This is a genomic window from Endozoicomonas sp. ALB091 (genome assembly GCF_049310265.1).
GTDB lineage: Bacteria > Pseudomonadota > Gammaproteobacteria > Pseudomonadales > Endozoicomonadaceae > Endozoicomonas.
Map to the genome: position 1 here is coordinate 700,131 of NZ_JBLYNQ010000001.1, position 18,316 is coordinate 718,446.

Below are 18,316 nucleotides of genomic sequence, written 5' to 3' on the forward strand. Positions count from 1 at the left end.
CTATCAGCAAAAGGACAAAACTCAATCCAGGCTGAGATTACCGTTATTAATCAGATTGTTGATAATCTCGGCATCGGTGTTGCCCAGCACGGACATGTCAACCCCTTCCAGCCTGATCTTCTGAGTGATATCTCCGCCCACCTGTGGTGTTATTTCAAGCGTGGTATCGCCGTTGTCAAAATTCAGGGCCAGATACTGATCCAGATCCCCGTGATCACTGGGCAGGATATCGTCCAGGTGAATAACATCACCCCCCTGCCCCAGATGGAAGTCAGTGATGACATCTTCTGCGGGTGCCGCAGCTGTACCAAGGTCAGGTGCTTCCCAGGTAAAGGTATCAGAACCCGTACCCCCGGTTAGCGTGTCATTACCGGCTCCACCAAAGAGAATGTCGTCACCCGCTTCACCCAGCAGAGTGTTGCTGCCACTGTCCGCTTTGATGATATCCGCACTTTCGGTACCGATCATCTCCAGAGAGGTTAAAAATGACTCAATATCACCGGACTGGGCCTGATCGTAGAGGTCACTGATGCTGTCGGGATCCAGAGATCTGTCCAGAACCACCAGATCTGTCATGGTACCATCGGTGGCAGCATCCTGGGACCAGTTACTCTGTCCCACCAGGTTACTGGTCAGGGACACCCCGGAAGGCCCCTGGCCATTTGGATTGTCCGCCACTTCAACGCCATTTTTATACAGGTGCATGTGGCCATCGGCATCAACCGTCAGGGCCATGTGGAAAGTTTCTCCAAGGGTATAGAAGTTATCAAACGCCACAGACCCGACCATGGTGTTGCCGTGGAAAATTTGTGCCTCGATGCGACCTTCTGTAGGGCTGGCAATCAGGATATTATCGGTGCCGGGGCCATTACCAAAATCAATGATCCTGGCCCAGTTAGTGTGACTGTCATAGGTAAAGGTCGAAGCAATGGTTATATCACCGGACGGGGCCATGGTTCCCAGGTAGCCACCGGCACCGTTGAGGCTGACGCCATTATCATTGAAATGGGTAAGGGCACTGTAGAAGGTCAGAACCTGACCATTGCTGGTAAGACTTTCCGCCTTGTCACCGGAACCGGTGGTAAAGTCAAAGGCGGCCAATGCATCATTTGCTTCATGCACCGGTAGTAATTCTGCGGCATCTGTCACGGACACAACATAAGGCTGTTCAATGAATCCGCCGGATGAGTTTGTAGCCCTGACGGTCAACTGGTGACTGGTGGCCGTCTCATAATCGAGAGTTCCGGCAAGACTGATCTCCCCGGTAGCGGCATCAATGGTGAATAGGCCACCGGCATTATTGGCCAGGCTGAAGGTTAGCTCCTCACCGGCTGGGTCGCTGGCCTGCATTTGGCCAACGACGTCTCCTGGCAGGGCACTCTCAACAATATCCGCAGAGGCCAGAAATACTTCAATATGACCGGATTGCGTCTGACCGTAGAGATCACTGATGCTGCCCGGGTCCAGTGACCGATCCAGGATAATCAGATCTTTCACGGTACCGTCCGTAGCCGCGTCCTGAGGCCAGTTGCTTTGACCCACCAGGCTGCTGCTCAGTGTCACCCCCGCAGGCCCCTGACCATTGGGATTGTCAGCCACTTCAACGCCATTCTTGTACAGATGCATATGGCCATCAGCATCCACCGTCAAGGCCAGATGGAAAGTTTCATCCAGAGTGTAGAAATTATCATAAGCCACTGAGCCGACAATGTTGTTACCGTGAAAAATCTGAACCTCTATTCGTCCTTCCGATGGGCTGGCGATCAAAATATTATCGGTGCCAGCGCCATTGCCCAGGTCAACCAACCGTGCCCAGGGAGAGTGGCTGTGGTAAGTAAAGGTGGACGCAATGGTCATATCACCGCTCAGCGTTATGTCTCCCAATGAGCCACCGACACTGTTGAGCCTGACCCCATCGTCAGAGCGGGTAATGCCGCTGTTGAAGGTGAGATCCTGATTATGGTCGGTCAGGTCTTCAGCAACTTCGCCGGAACCGTTGGCAAAGTCAAAAGCGACCAGGGCATCAGAACCCCGCTCCGGCAATAGCTCCGGTGCAGCAGCCAGGGCGACCACATAGGTCTGCTCGCTGAAGGCACCGGATGGATCGGCAACCCGAACGGTCAACTGATGGCTGGAGGCCGAATCGTAGTCCAGGGTGTTGGCCACTGTGATCTCTCCGGTAGCGGCATCAATGGCAAACAAACCACCGGCATCATCAGTCAGGCTGAAGGTCAGGTTGTCACCATCCACGTCACTTACCAGAGCCCGACCGACCACCGTACCGGGAAGGGCGCTTTCGGCAATGGTATCAAGGGGAACGCTCAGGAATGCTTCTACTTCACCGATCTGCGTTTGCTGGTATAAGGCGCTGATACTGTCCGGGTCCAGGGACCGGTCGAACACAACCAGATCTTTCACCGTGCCATCCGTTGCGGCATCCTGGGACCAGTTACTTTGACCCACCAGGTTACTGGTCAGTTCTACTCCGGATGGCCCCTGGCCATTGGGGTTATCCGCTACCTGAACACCGTTTTTATAGAGGTGTATATGACCATCGTCGTCAACTGTCAGGGCCAGATGGAAAGTTTCCCCCAGCGTGTAGAAATTATCAAAAGCTACGGAACCCACAACTTGGTTGCCATGGAAGATCTGCGCCTGTATTCGCCCTTCTGACGGGCTGGCGATCAGAATATTGTCGGTACCGGCACCATTACCGAAATCAACCAGCCGTGCCCAGTTGCTGTGGCTGTGGTAGGTGAAGGTGGAGGCAATGGTGATATCGCCCCGCAAGGTCATTGCCTCCAGAGAGCCGCCAACGCTGTTGAGTGCGACACCATCACCAGAGCGGCTGATGCCACTGTTAAAGGTCAGATCCCGATTGTGGTAAGTGAGGTCTTCAGCCACCTCCCCCGAACCCTGGGCAAAATCATAGGCAACCAGTGCACCTGAGCCCCCCTCCGGCAAAAATTGCGGTGCATAATTGTGGTCAGCAACTGAGATCTCATACTGCTTCTCATGGAATGCTCCATCGGGATGATCGGTAACCCGGACGGTTACCTGGTGGCTGCTGGCTAAGGTGTGATTCAGGTCACCGGCGAGGCGAATAACCCCGGTACCAGCATCAATGGTGAACAGACCACCGGCATCATCGGTCAGGCTGAAGCTCAGCGTATTACCTTCCGGATCTTCGGCCTGCACCTGACCTACCTCAGTACCGATCGCAGCGTCCTCAGTAATGTGTAGAGGATTTAAAAATACTTCTATTTGTCCTGAGTTTGTCAGCGAGTAAAGATCGCTGATGTGGTCGGCATCCAGAAAGTGATCAACAATGATCAGATCCTTGACGCTACCGTCTGTGGCGGCCATGCCCCAGTTATTCTGTCCCACCAGGTTACTGGTCAATGACACCCCGTTAGGCCCCTGGCCATTTGGATTGTCCGCCACTTCAACACCATTTTTATACAGGTGCATATGGCCATCGGCATCAATCGTCACGGCCACGTGGAAGGTTTCTCCAAGGGTATAGAAGTTATCAAACGCCAAATAACCGACCTTGTTATTGCCGTGGAAAACTTCCACGTCAATTCGACCTTCTGAAGAGCTGGCAATCACAATATTATCGGCGTTGGGGCCATTACCAAAATCAACAATCCTTGCCCAGTTACTGTGACTGTGATAGGTGAATGTCGAAGCGATGGTCATATCACCGGACAGTGCCATGGTTCCCAGGGAGCCACCGACACTGTTCAGCCTGACACCATCGTTGGAATGAGTGATGCCACTGTTAAAGGTCACGTCCAGATTATTCTCCGTCAGGTCTTCCGATACCTGGCCTGAACCATCGGCAAAATCAAAGGCAGCCACTGCCGAGTAGTACGTATCCTGCTGCAGTAATACCGGGGCAACATTCTGGTCATTCACCAGGGAAACCACAAACAACTGCTCCTCAAACCCACCGGTCTGGTCAGTCACCCGTACCGTCAACTGATGGCTGGCGGCTGTCTCGTAATCAAGGGCACCGGCGACGCTGATGACCCCGGTAATGGGATCAATAGCAAATCGGCCATCGGCACTGTCGGTCAGGTTGTAAACGAACGCATCGCCATCGGGATCGCTGGCCCCTACCTGCCCAACAATTGTGCCGGGCTGGGCATTTTCACCAATCTGCTGGCCCAGGGACAGATTTTTGGTGTAGATATCCGCATCATCATTCTGGTTGCTCATCCAGGCAATCTGTACCGTACCATCTGCCAGGGCGGTCACCGCAGGCTCATATTGATGGCCCGTTACGGTATCGTTAATCGCAATGGGGTCTGTTAATGGCACACCATTGCTGCTGAACAGTCTGCTGTAAACACCGTAACCATCCGCATCATCCGCCAGGAAGGTAGCCAGGATATCATTGCCAACGGCGGTCAGCTGCATATTGTTCAGGGCAACCACGCCAGAATCACTGACCGCAATTGGGGAACCCACGGCCGTAGCATTGGAGCTCCACATCTGTATATACCAGGTGTTGCCACTCTGGTAAGTGGTGGCCAGGCCGCCATTGTCCAGCACTATGACTTGTGTATCGTGACCCCAGGAGGCCGGGTGACCTCCAAAAGCAACCGGGCCATGAGCACTGCTACCGTCGGCATTGAAAATTTGCAGATTTATCGCGTCATCCGGGCCATTGGATGCGCGCCAGTTAACGGCGAATTTGCCATTGTCCAGAGCGGCCAACTTGGGATGGGAATAGTCTGAATCCACATTGGCAATAAAAATGTCACCTGTATGCTGGGCATTCTCATCATACATGATGACTTTAAGCTGGTAGTCGCTATTCACGGTAGAAACGGCATAACGATTGTCAGACAGCGCCGTAACTTCCGTTCCGTAGTGTTGATGATCGGTATGTCGTCTGGTGATCCAGCTTCCATCCGCCCTGAAAAAGTGCGTCAGGCTGCTGGTTATCAAGCCCGGATCTTCATAAAAGTAAGTGACGGCATAGGCTCCTGAGGGCAGTACGGCAACAGAAGGTTTTTCAAACAGATCACCATAGGGCTGGGAAAGATTCCAGGTATTCACTTTATGGGCATTACCCACAGAATTGCCTGCTGCGTCGAACCGCTGGGCCATTACTTGATCATCAGAGTTGCCTGAGCCGGACTTCCACGTGGCGATATAGCCTCCTTCCGGATGGGCCGCAATATCTACCTGATACTGTTTATTGTGGCCTGCCGCGAGAACCTGCTCATGTTCCAGGGTGGGGTCCAATGCCTGATAATTGCCGATAAACTCTGATAACTGGTCAGCCTGTGTCTGGTGATAGAGTTCACCGATACCATCTGCGGTCAGTGATTCATTGAGTACCACCAGATCGTAGATATGACCATCCGTAGCTGCATCCTGAGAAAAGTTACTCAAGCCAATCTTGTTGCTGGTGCGTAATATCTCATTCGGTGTCTGGCCATTGGGGTTATCAGCCACTTCAACACCGTTTTTGTACAGGCGCATATGACCATTATCTTCAACCGTCAGGGCAATATGGAAAACTTCGTTTAAATCGTAGAAGTTATCAAATCCCACGCTACCTACCATGCTGCCGCCCTGGAAAACATGAGCCTCAATACGGTTTGGCGAGGGACTGGCAATCAGAATATTATCTGCACCGGGACCATTACCGAAGTCAATAACCCGAGCCCAGTTGCCGAACTGACTATAGCTAAAGGTTGATGCAATGGTAAAATCTCCACCCAGGGTCATCGCCCCTAGCGAACCACCGCCCCCCCCGAGATTAACTGACTCACTTTCAAAGCTGGCAGCAGAGTCAAAAGAGACATTATGGCTATGGTCGGTAAGGTCATCATAAACACCGGCGACATTATTGAATTCAAAGGCTGCTACTGACAGCGGAGAAGACCTTCCTGGCTCCAGTTCCGGTGCGTTAGTGACGGACACAACATACTGCTGATTACTGTACGCTCCACTTGGATCAGTGACTCGCACAGTCAGCTGATGGCTGTTGGCCGTATCATAGTCAAGAATACCTGCAACACTGATCTCCCCGGTACTGGAGTTGATGGCAAACAGGCCATCGGCATCGTCGGTCAAACTGAAGGTCAGCGTATCACCGTCGGTATCACTGGCCTGTACCTGACCAACGACAGTGCCGGTCCGGGCATTATCGCTGACATTCAGGGTGGTCAGGAGGGTTTCGACGTTACCGGCAGCCAACTCCGGGTTATCACCACTGGTGGCCTGCAGGGTAACATTGTCGATAACCAGATCCCGGTTATTCCCGTTGACGGTGGTGTCGGAGATCCGCAGCACCAGGTTGCCCGCCGATGGAGCATTGAACACCAGGTTCAGGGTCTGCAGGGTCAGGGAGTCGCTGTCGAACGCCTGCGCGGCAAGCACGGCACCAGACGTTTGATCAATCACCTCGACCTGGCCGGACACCGGCTCGGCGGACCAGGCAGCACCGTAATCCAGGCTCAGGCTGTAGTTGACGTTCGGGTGGCCCTGAATCACCTGTTCCACCACGCCGTCGGCGGCACCGCCACCGCCATTGAACGCCAGGCGATTATCATACAACTCCACCGTTCCGGTCATGGTCCAGTTATCAGCTGTGGTGAAATCACTGTTGCTGACCAGGTTGGTGTCCAGTTGCAGGTCATTATAGGTATCAAGATCGAGAATAAATTCAGGTGGAAGAGACTCGACCGCCGGGTCATTGGCCTGCGGGTCCGGGATATCGACGCTGCCAATAAAGTCAGACAGCTGATTGGCCTGATAAAGTGTTGAAATCTGGGATGCGTCCAGTGCTTCATTGAAAATGGCCAGATCATCAATGGCTCCATCCAGGTAACCATTGACATCCCAGTTACTTTTGCCCACATAGTTGTTGGTCCTCACCATGACGGATGGGACCGCTCCCTGGTGAGTGCCTGCCAGTTCGCCATTTTTGTAAACGCTCATCAGCCCTGAGCTATCCACCGTCGCAGTGATATGCACCCACTGATCGGTGGTGAGGAAATCATCAAGGGTGAGTTTGTGCTCAGTGCCAGTGTCATCCCAGATACCAAATGCCAATCCGTTGGTCTGGTCAGTATGAGACAGGAAAATATTGTGGTCTCCTGCACCATTACCAAAATCCACCACCCTGGACCAGCCTTGATCAAAACTGTCAAAGCGTACCCAGGACGCGATGGTCATTGCTCCGCCCGTCTGCATGCCACTGATCTCGCCGGTGCCCGCAGTACCATCCATTTCGAAGGCTGAGCCGGAGCCTGAGCGGCCGCTTCCCCATGCGGCGCTGCCCGACAGGGTCAGGGGGGATTATTGTCGGACGCATCATCAGCCGTGCTGCCTGTCCCTTCATCAAACTCAAAGGCAGCAGCCACAACGCTGGAGGCTATCACCGGAGTGTTGGCATCGGCCACCCGGTCGGGGTTGTCAACGCTGCGGGCCTGCAGGCTGACATTGTCGACCACCAGGTCCCGAAGATCGCCGTTTGCGGAGGTGTCGGAGATGCGCAGCACCAGGTTGCCAGCCGACGAAGCAGTGAACGTCAGGTTCAGGGTCTGCAGGGTCAGGGAGTCACTGTCGAATGCCTGCGTAACCAGCACTTCACCGGATGCCTGATCAATCACCTCGACCTGACCGGATACCTGCTCGGCGGACCAGGCAACACCGTAATCCAGGCTCAGGCTGTAGTTGACGTTCGGGTGGCCCTGAATCACCTGTTCCACCACGCCGTCGGCGGCACCGCCACCGCCATTAAATGCCAGGCGGTTCTCATACAACTCCACCGTGCCGGTCATGGTCCAGTCATCGCCACTGGTGAAATCACCGTTGCTCACCAGCTCAGTGTCCAGCTGCAGGTCCCGGTAGAGAGCCGGGTTGTCGGCGCTGCGGGCCTGCAGGTTGATGTTGTCAACCACCATGTCGCGATTATTGACATCGATGGTGGTGTCGGAGATGCGCAGCACCAGGTTGCCTGCGGACGAGGCAGTGAATGCCAGGTTCAGGGTCTGCAGGGTCATGGAGTCGCTGTTGAATGCCTGCGTGGCCAGCACCTCACCGGACGCTTCATCAAGCACATCCACCTGACCGGACACCGGCCCATCCGACCAGGCAGCACCGTAATCGAGGCTCAGGTTGTAATTAATGTCCGGGTGGCCCTGAATCACCTGTTCCACGACGCCGTCTGACGCACCACCTGCGCCGGTACCATTAAACGCCAGGCGGTTCTCATAGAACTCCACCGATCCGGTCATGGCCCAGTGTTCATCGGTAGTGAAATCACCGTTGCTCACCAGGTTGGTGTCCAGCTGCAGGTCCTGGTAGACATCAGAGTCTGCTTCAATAACGTCAGACAGCTGATTGGCCTGATAAAGTGTTGAAATCTGGGATGCGTCCAGTGCTTCATTGAAAATGGCCAGGTCATCAATGGCTCCATCCAGGTAACCATTGACATCCCAGTTACTTTTGCCCACATAGTTGTTGGTCCTCACCATGACGGATGGGACCGCTCCCTGGTGAGTGCCTGCCAGTTCGCCATTTTTGTAAACGCTCATCAGCCCTGAGCTATCCACCGTCGCAGTGATATGCACCCACTGATCGGTGGTGAGGAAATCATCAAGGGTGAGTTTGTGCTCAGTGCCAGTGTCATCCCAGATACCAAATGCCAATCCGTTGGTCTGGTCAGTATGAGACAGGAAAATATTGTGGTCTCCCGCACCATTCCCAAAATCCACCACCCTGGACCAGCCTTGATCAAAACTGTCAAAGCGTACCCAGGATGCGATGGTCATTGCTCCGCCCGTCTGCATGCCACTGATCTCGCCGGTGCCCGCAGTACCATCCATTTCGAAGGCTGAGCCGGAGCCTGAGCGGCCGCTTCCCCATGCGGCGCTGCCCGACAGGGTCAGGGGGGTATTATTGTCGGACGCATCATCAGCCGTGCTGCCTGCCCCTTCATCAAACTCAAAGGCAGCCACAGGGGGCGGCGCATCGTGATTGTCCGCCGGAGGGGTGGCGGGGTCGGCCGCTACCGCCAGGGTAAAGGTATCGGAGGCGCTGGCCAGGCCATCACTGGCGGTGACCGTAACCGACAGCGAGCCGGTATCACCACTGCCGGGGGTACCCGAGAAGGTGGTGCTGGCCGCATCAAAGTTAAGCCAGGCGGGCAGGGCACTGCCATCGGCCAGAGTGGCGCTGTAGCTCAGGGCATCACCTTCCAGGTCGCTGAAGCTGTCTGCTGGCAGCTGGTAGCTGAAGGGGTTGTCCTGATCGGCGTTCTGATCGGCCAGGGCAACATCCAGCACTGGCCCGTCGTTGCTGCCGTTAAGAGTGATGGTCAGCGTATGGGTGGTGCCATCCTGTGATTGCACATCCAATGTCTCGGTAAGGGTTTCGCCCTCCCCTAGCTGCTGAATGGCCGACTGGCTGTTATCGGCGCTGTAGGTCCACTGACCGCTGGCATCCAGGATCAGGTCACCGTAGCTGCCGGTGATGGTGGTGGCGATAAACTGGGCTTCACCGGCATCGCTGTCACTGATGGTCAGGGTACCGCTGGCACTCAGTACGTCGCTGTTGTCTTCGGTCACCGTGGCGCTGTCGTCGCCGGCGATCACCGCCGGGTTATCGACGCTGCCAATAAAGTCAGACAGCTGATTGGCCTGATAAAGTGTTGAAATCTGGGATGCGTCCAGTGCTTCATTGAAAATGGCCAGGTCATCAATGGCTCCATCCAGGTAACCATTGACATCCCAGTTACTTTTGCCCACATAGTTGTTGGTCCTCACCATGACGGATGGGACCGCTCCCTGGTGAGTGCCTGCCAGTTCGCCATTTTTGTAGACGCTCATCAGCCCTGAGCTATCCACCGTCGCAGTGATATGCACCCACTGATCGGTGGTCAGGAAATCATCAAGGGTGAGTTTGTGCTCAGTGCCACTGTCATCCCAGATACCAAATGCCAATCCGTTGGTCTGGTCAGTATGAGACAGGAAAATATTGTGGTCTCCCGCACCATTACCAAAATCCACCACCCTGGACCAGCCTTGATCAAAACTGTCAAAGCGTACCCAGGACGCGATGGTCATTGCTCCGCCCGTCTGCATGCCACTGATCTCGCCGGTGCCCGCAGTACCATCCATTTCGAAGGCTGAGCCGGAGCCTGAGCGGCCGCTTCCCCATGCGGCGCTGCCCGACAGGGTCAGGGGGGTATTATTGTCGGACGCATCATCAGCCGTGCTGCCTGTCCCTTCATCAAACTCAAAGGCAGCAGCCACAACGCTGGAGGCTATCACCGGAGTGTTGGCATCGGCCACCCGGTCGGGGTTGTCAACGCTGCGGGCCTGCAGGCTGACATTGTCGACCACCAGGTCCCGAAGATCGCCGTTTGCGGAGGTGTCGGAGATCCGCAGCACCAGGTTGCCAGCCGACGAAGCAGTGAACGTCAGGTTCAGGGTCTGCAGGGTCAGGGAGTCACTGTCGAATGCCTGCGTAACCAGGACTTCACCGGATGCCTGATCAATCACCTCGACCTGACCGGATACCTGCTCGGCAGACCAGGCGGCACCGTAATCCAGGCTCAGGCTGTAGTTGACGTTCGGGTGGCCCTGAATCACCTGTTCCACCACGCCGTCGGCGGCACCGCCACCGCCATTAAATGCCAGGCGGTTCTCATACAACTCCACCGTGCCGGTCATGGTCCAGTCATCGCCACTGGTGAAATCACCGTTGCTCACCAGCTCAGTGTCCAGCTGCAGGTCCCGGTAGAGAGCCGGGTTGTCGGCGCTGCGGGCCTGCAGGTTGATGTTGTCAACCACCATGTCGCGATTATTGACATCGATGGTGGTGTCGGAGATGCGCAGCACCAGGTTGCCTGCGGACGAGGCAGTGAATGCCAGGTTCAGGGTCTGCAGGGTCATGGAGTCGCTGTTGAATGCCTGCGTGGCCAGCACCTCACCGGACGCTTCATCAAGCACATCCACCTGACCGGACACCGGCCCATCCGACCAGGCAGCACCGTAATCGAGGCTCAGGTTGTAATTAATGTCCGGGTGGCCCTGAATCACCTGTTCCACGACGCCGTCTGACGCACCACCTGCGCCGGTACCATTAAACGCCAGGCGGTTCTCATAGAACTCCACCGATCCGGTCATGGCCCAGTGTTCATCGGTAGTGAAATCACCGTTGCTCACCAGGTTGGTGTCCAGCTGCAGGTCCTGGTAGACATCAGAGTCTGCTTCAATAACGTCAGACAGCTGATTGGCCTGATAAAGTGTTGAAATCTGGGATGCGTCCAGTGCTTCATTGAAAATGGCCAGGTCATCAATGGCTCCATCCAGGTAACCATTGACATCCCAGTTACTTTTGCCCACATAGTTGTTGGTCCTCACCATGACGGATGGGACCACTCCCTGGTGAGTGCCTGCCAGTTCGCCATTTTTGTAAACGCTCATCAGCCCTGAGCTATCCACCGTCGCAGTGATATGCACCCACTGGTCGGTGGTCAGGAAATCATCAAGGGTGAGTTTGTGCTCAGTGCCACTGTCATCCCAGATACCAAATGCCAATCCGTTGGTCTGGTCAGTATGAGACAGGAAAATATTGTGGTCTCCCGCACCATTACCAAAATCCACCACCCTGGACCAGCCTTGATCAAAACTGTCAAAGCGTACCCAGGATGCGATGGTCATTGCTCCGCCCGTCTGCATGCCACTGATCTCGCCGGTGCCCGCAGTACCATCCATTTCGAAGGCTGAGCCGGAGCCTGAGCGGCCGCTTCCCCATGCGGCGCTGCCCGACAGGGTCAGGGGGGTATTATTGTCGGACGCATCATCAGCCGTGCTGCCTGCCCCTTCATCAAACTCAAAGGCAGCCACAGGGGGCGGCGCATCGTGATTGTCCGCCGGAGGGGTGGCGGGGTCGGCCGCTACCGCCAGGGTAAAGGTATCGGAGGCGCTGGCCAGGCCATCACTGGCGGTGACCGTAACCGACAGCGAGCCGGTATCACCACTGCCGGGGGTACCCGAGAAGGTGGTGCTGGCCGCATCAAAGTTAAGCCAGGCGGGCAGGGCACTGCCATCGGCCAGAGTGGCGCTGTAGCTCAGGGCATCACCTTCCAGGTCGCTGAAGCTGTCTGCTGGCAGCTGGTAGCTGAAGGGGTTGTCCTGATCGGCGTTCTGATCGGCCAGGGCAACATCCAGCACTGGCCCGTCGTTGCTGCCGTTAAGAGTGATGGTCAGCGTATGGGTGGTGCCATCCTGTGATTGCACATCCAATGTCTCGGTAAGGGTTTCGCCCTCCCCTAGCTGCTGAATGGCCGACTGGCTGTTATCGGCGCTGTAGGTCCACTGACCGCTGGCATCCAGGATCAGGTCACCGTAGCTGCCGGTGATGGTGGTGGCGATAAACTGGGCTTCACCGGCATCGCTGTCACTGATGGTCAGGGTACCGCTGGCACTCAGTACGTCGCTGTTGTCTTCGGTCACCGTGGCGCTGTCGTCGCCGGCGATCACCGCCGGGTTATCGACGCTGCCAATAAAGTCAGACAGCTGATTGGCCTGATAAAGTGTTGAAATCTGGGAGGCGTCCAGTGCTTCATTGAAAATGGCCAGGTCATCAATGGCTCCATCCAGGTAACCATTGACATCCCAGTTACTTTTGCCCACATAGTTGTTGGTCCTCACCATGACGGATGGGACCGCTCCCTGGTGAGTGCCTGCCAGTTCGCCATTTTTGTAGACGCTCATCAGCCCTGAGCTATCCACCGTCGCAGTGATATGCACCCACTGATCGGTGGTCAGGAAGTCATCAAGGGTGAGTTTGTGCTCAGTGCCAGTGTCATCCCAGATACCAAATGCCAATCCGTTGGTCTGGTCAGTATGAGACAGGAAAATATTGTGGTCTCCCGCACCATTACCAAAATCCACCACCCTGGACCAGCCTTGATCAAAACTGTCAAAGCGTACCCAGGACGCGATGGTCATTGCTCCGCCCGTCTGCATGCCACTGATCTCGCCGGTGCCCGCAGTACCATCCATTTCGAAGGCTGAGCCGGAGCCTGAGCGGCCGCTTCCCCATGCGGCGCTGCCCGACAGGGTCAGGGGGGTATTATTGTCGGACGCATCATCAGCCGTGCTGCCTGTCCCTTCATCAAACTCAAAGGCAGCAGCCACAACGCTGGAGGCTATCACCGGAGTGTTGGCATCGGCCACCCGGTCGGGGTTGTCAACGCTGCGGGCCTGCAGGCTGACATTGTCGACCACCAGGTCCCGAAGATCGCCGTTTGCGGAGGTGTCGGAGATGCGCAGCACCAGGTTGCCAGCCGACGAAGCAGTGAACGTCAGGTTCAGGGTCTGCAGGGTCAGGGAGTCACTGTCGAATGCCTGCGTAACCAGCACTTCACCGGATGCCTGATCAATCACCTCGACCTGACCGGATACCTGCTCGGCGGACCAGGCGGCACCGTAATCCAGGCTCAGGCTGTAGTTGACGTTCGGGTGGCCCTGAATCACCTGTTCCACCACGCCGTCGGCGGCACCGCCACCGCCATTAAATGCCAGGCGGTTCTCATACAACTCCACCGTGCCGGTCATGGTCCAGTCATCGCCACTGGTGAAATCACCGTTGCTCACCAGCTCAGTGTCCAGCTGCAGGTCCCGGTAGAGAGCCGGGTTGTCGGCGCTGCGGGCCTGCAGGTTGATGTTGTCAACCACCATGTCGCGATTATTGACATCGATGGTGGTGTCGGAGATGCGCAGCACCAGGTTGCCTGCGGACGAGGCAGTGAATGCCAGGTTCAGGGTCTGCAGGGTCATGGAGTCGCTGTTGAATGCCTGCGTGGCCAGCACCTCACCGGACGCTTCATCAAGCACATCCACCTGACCGGACACCGGCCCATCCGACCAGGCAGCACCGTAATCGAGGCTCAGGTTGTAATTGATGTCCGGATGGCCCTGAATCACCTGTTCCACGACGCCGTCTGACGCACCACCTGCGCCGGTACCATTAAACGCCAGGCGGTTCTCATAGAACTCCACCGATCCGGTCATGGCCCAGTGTTCATCGGTAGTGAAATCACCGTTGCTCACCAGGTTGGTGTCCAGCTGCAGGTCCTGGTAGACATCAGAGTCTGCTTCAATAACGTCAGACAGCTGATTGGCCTGATAAAGTGTTGAAATCTGGGATGCGTCCAGTGCTTCATTGAAAATGGCCAGGTCATCAATGGCTCCATCCAGGTAACCATTGACATCCCAGTTACTTTTGCCCACATAGTTGTTGGTCCTCACCATGACGGATGGGACCGCTCCCTGGTGAGTGCCTGCCAGTTCGCCATTTTTGTAAACGCTCATCAGCCCTGAGCTATCCACCGTCGCAGTGATATGCACCCACTGATCGGTGGTGAGGAAATCATCAAGGGTGAGTTTGTGCTCAGTGCCAGTGTCATCCCAGATACCAAATGCCAATCCGTTGGTCTGGTCAGTATGAGACAGGAAAATATTGTGGTCTCCCGCACCATTCCCAAAATCCACCACCCTGGACCAGCCTTGATCAAAACTGTCAAAGCGTACCCAGGATGCGATGGTCATTGCTCCGCCCGTCTGCATGCCACTGATCTCGCCGGTGCCCGCAGTACCATCCATTTCGAAGGCTGAGCCGGAGCCTGAGCGGCCGCTTCCCCATGCGGCGCTGCCCGACAGGGTCAGGGGGGTATTATTGTCGGACGCATCATCAGCCGTGCTGCCTGCCCCTTCATCAAACTCAAAGGCAGCCACAGGGGGCGGCGCATCGTGATTGTCCGCCGGAGGGGTGGCGGGGTCGGCCGCTACCGCCAGGGTAAAGGTATCGGAGGCGCTGGCCAGGCCATCACTGGCGGTGACCGTAACCGACAGCGAGCCGGTATCACCACTGCCGGGGGTACCCGAGAAGGTGGTGCTGGCCGCATCAAAGTTAAGCCAGGCGGGCAGGGCACTGCCATCGGCCAGAGTGGCGCTGTAGCTCAGGGCATCACCTTCCAGGTCGCTGAAGCTGTCTGCTGGCAGCTGGTAGCTGAAGGGGTTGTCCTGATCGGCGTTCTGATCGGCCAGGGCAACATCCAGCACTGGCCCGTCGTTGCTGCCGTTAAGAGTGATGGTCAGCGTATGGGTGGTGCCATCCTGTGATTGCACATCCAATGTCTCGGTAAGGGTTTCGCCCTCCCCTAGCTGCTGAATGGCCGACTGGCTGTTATCGGCGCTGTAGGTCCACTGACCGCTGGCATCCAGGATCAGGTCACCGTAGCTGCCGGTGATGGTGGTGGCGATAAACTGGGCTTCACCGGCATCGCTGTCACTGATGGTCAGGGTACCGCTGGCACTCAGTACGTCGCTGTTGTCTTCGGTCACCGTGGCGCTGTCGTCGCCGGCGATCACCGCCGGGTTATCGACGCTGCCAATAAAGTCAGACAGCTGATTGGCCTGATAAAGTGTTGAAATCTGGGAGGCGTCCAGTGCTTCATTGAAAATGGCCAGGTCATCAATGGCTCCATCCAGGTAACCATTGACATCCCAGTTACTTTTGCCCACATAGTTGTTGGTCCTCACCATGACGGATGGGACCGCTCCCTGGTGAGTGCCTGCCAGTTCGCCATTTTTGTAGACGCTCATCAGCCCTGAGCTATCCACCGTCGCAGTGATATGCACCCACTGATCGGTGGTCAGGAAGTCATCAAGGGTGAGTTTGTGCTCAGTGCCAGTGTCATCCCAGATACCAAATGCCAATCCGTTGGTCTGGTCAGTATGAGACAGGAAAATATTGTGGTCTCCCGCACCATTACCAAAATCCACCACCCTGGACCAGCCTTGATCAAAACTGTCAAAGCGTACCCAGGACGCGATGGTCATTGCTCCGCCCGTCTGCATGCCACTGATCTCGCCGGTGCCCGCAGTACCATCCATTTCGAAGGCTGAGCCGGAGCCTGAGCGGCCGCTTCCCCATGCGGCGCTGCCCGACAGGGTCAGGGGGGTATTATTGTCGGACGCATCATCAGCCGTGCTGCCTGTCCCTTCATCAAACTCAAAGGCAGCAGCCACAACGCTGGAGGCTATCACCGGAGTGTTGGCATCGGCCACCCGGTCGGGGTTGTCAACGCTGCGGGCCTGCAGGCTGACATTGTCGACCACCAGGTCCCGAAGATCGCCGTTTGCGGAGGTGTCGGAGATCCGCAGCACCAGGTTGCCAGCCGACGAAGCAGTGAACGTCAGGTTCAGGGTCTGCAGGGTCAGGGAGTCACTGTCGAATGCCTGCGTAACCAGCACTTCACCGGATGCCTGATCAATCACCTCGACCTGACCGGATACCTGCTCGGCGGACCAGGCGGCACCGTAATCCAGGCTCAGGCTGTAGTTGACGTTCGGGTGGCCCTGAATCACCTGTTCCACCACGCCGTCGGCGGCACCGCCACCGCCATTAAATGCCAGGCGGTTCTCATACAACTCCACCGTGCCGGTCATGGTCCAGTCATCGCCACTGGTGAAATCACCGTTGCTCACCAGCTCAGTGTCCAGCTGCAGGTCCCGGTAGAGAGCCGGGTTGTCGGCGCTGCGGGCCTGCAGGTTGATGTTGTCAACCACCATGTCGCGATTATTGACATCGATGGTGGTGTCGGAGATGCGCAGCACCAGGTTGCCTGCGGACGAGGCAGTGAATGCCAGGTTCAGGGTCTGCAGGGTCATGGAGTCGCTGTTGAATGCCTGCGTGGCCAGCACCTCACCGGACGCTTCATCAAGCACATCCACCTGACCGGACACCGGCCCATCCGACCAGGCAGCACCGTAATCGAGGCTCAGGTTGTAATTGATGTCCGGATGGCCCTGAATCACCTGTTCCACGACGCCGTCTGACGCACCACCTGCGCCGGTACCATTAAACGCCAGGCGGTTCTCATAGAACTCCACCGATCCGGTCATGGCCCAGTGTTCATCGGTAGTGAAATCACCGTTGCTCACCAGGTTGGTGTCCAGCTGCAGGTCCTGGTAGACATCAGAGTCTGCTTCAATAACGTCAGACAGCTGATTGGCCTGATAAAGTGTTGAAATCTGGGATGCGTCCAGTGCTTCATTGAAAATGGCCAGGTCATCAATGGCTCCATCCAGGTAACCATTGACATCCCAGTTACTTTTGCCCACATAGTTGTTGGTCCTCACCATGACGGATGGGACCGCTCCCTGGTGAGTGCCTGCCAGTTCGCCATTTTTGTAAACGCTCATCAGCCCTGAGCTATCCACCGTCGCAGTGATATGCACCCACTGATCGGTGGTGAGGAAATCATCAAGGGTGAGTTTGTGCTCAGTGCCAGTGTCATCCCAGATACCAAATGCCAATCCGTTGGTCTGGTCAGTATGAGACAGGAAAATATTGTGGTCTCCCGCACCATTCCCAAAATCCACCACCCTGGACCAGCCTTGATCAAAACTGTCAAAGCGTACCCAGGATGCGATGGTCATTGCTCCGCCCGTCTGCATGCCACTGATCTCGCCGGTGCCCGCAGTACCATCCATTTCGAAGGCTGAGCCGGAGCCTGAGCGGCCGCTTCCCCATGCGGCGCTGCCCGACAGGGTCAGGGGGGTATTATTGTCGGACGCATCATCAGCCGTGCTGCCTGCCCCTTCATCAAACTCAAAGGCAGCCACAGGGGGCGGCGCATCGTGATTGTCCGCCGGAGGGGTGGCGGGGTCGGCCGCTACCGCCAGGGTAAAGGTATCGGAGGCGCTGGCCAGGCCATCACTGGCGGTGACCGTAACCGACAGCGAGCCGGTATCACCACTGCCGGGGGTACCCGAGAAGGTGGTGCTGGCCGCATCAAAGTTAAGCCAGGCGGGCAGGGCACTGCCATCGGCCAGAGTGGCGCTGTAGCTCAGGGCATCACCTTCCAGGTCGCTGAAGCTGTCTGCTGGCAGCTGGTAGCTGAAGGGGTTGTCCTGATCGGCGTTCTGATCGGCCAGGGCAACATCCAGCACTGGCCCGTCGTTGCTGCCGTTAAGAGTGATGGTCAGCGTATGGGTGGTGCCATCCTGTGATTGCACATCCAATGTCTCGGTAAGGGTTTCGCCCTCCCCTAGCTGCTGAATGGCCGACTGGCTGTTATCGGCGCTGTAGGTCCACTGACCGCTGGCATCCAGGATCAGGTCACCGTAGCTGCCGGTGATGGTGGTGGCGATAAACTGGGCTTCACCGGCATCGCTGTCACTGATGGTCAGGGTACCGCTGGCACTCAGTACGTCGCTGTTGTCTTCGGTCACCGTGGCGCTGTCGTCGCCGGCGATCACCGCCGGGT

General features: G+C 56.5%; 2 protein-coding genes. Both read right to left on the minus strand.

From position 1 onward, the window contains the following. Window positions 1–21 precede the first annotated feature (21 nt). Window positions 22–7,254 (minus strand): LamG-like jellyroll fold domain-containing protein, encoded by a 7,233-nt coding sequence (locus ACO6UX_RS03025; protein ID WP_422444716.1) that lies wholly within the window; start codon window positions 7,252–7,254, stop codon window positions 22–24. A 59-nt stretch (window positions 7,255–7,313) separates the two neighbouring features. Next, the gene (locus ACO6UX_RS03030; protein ID WP_422444718.1) at window positions 7,314–18,308 is read right to left on the minus strand and encodes a LamG-like jellyroll fold domain-containing protein; all 10,995 of its coding nucleotides are present in this window, start codon (window positions 18,306–18,308) and stop codon (window positions 7,314–7,316) included. Window positions 18,309–18,316: the final 8 nt, after the last annotated feature.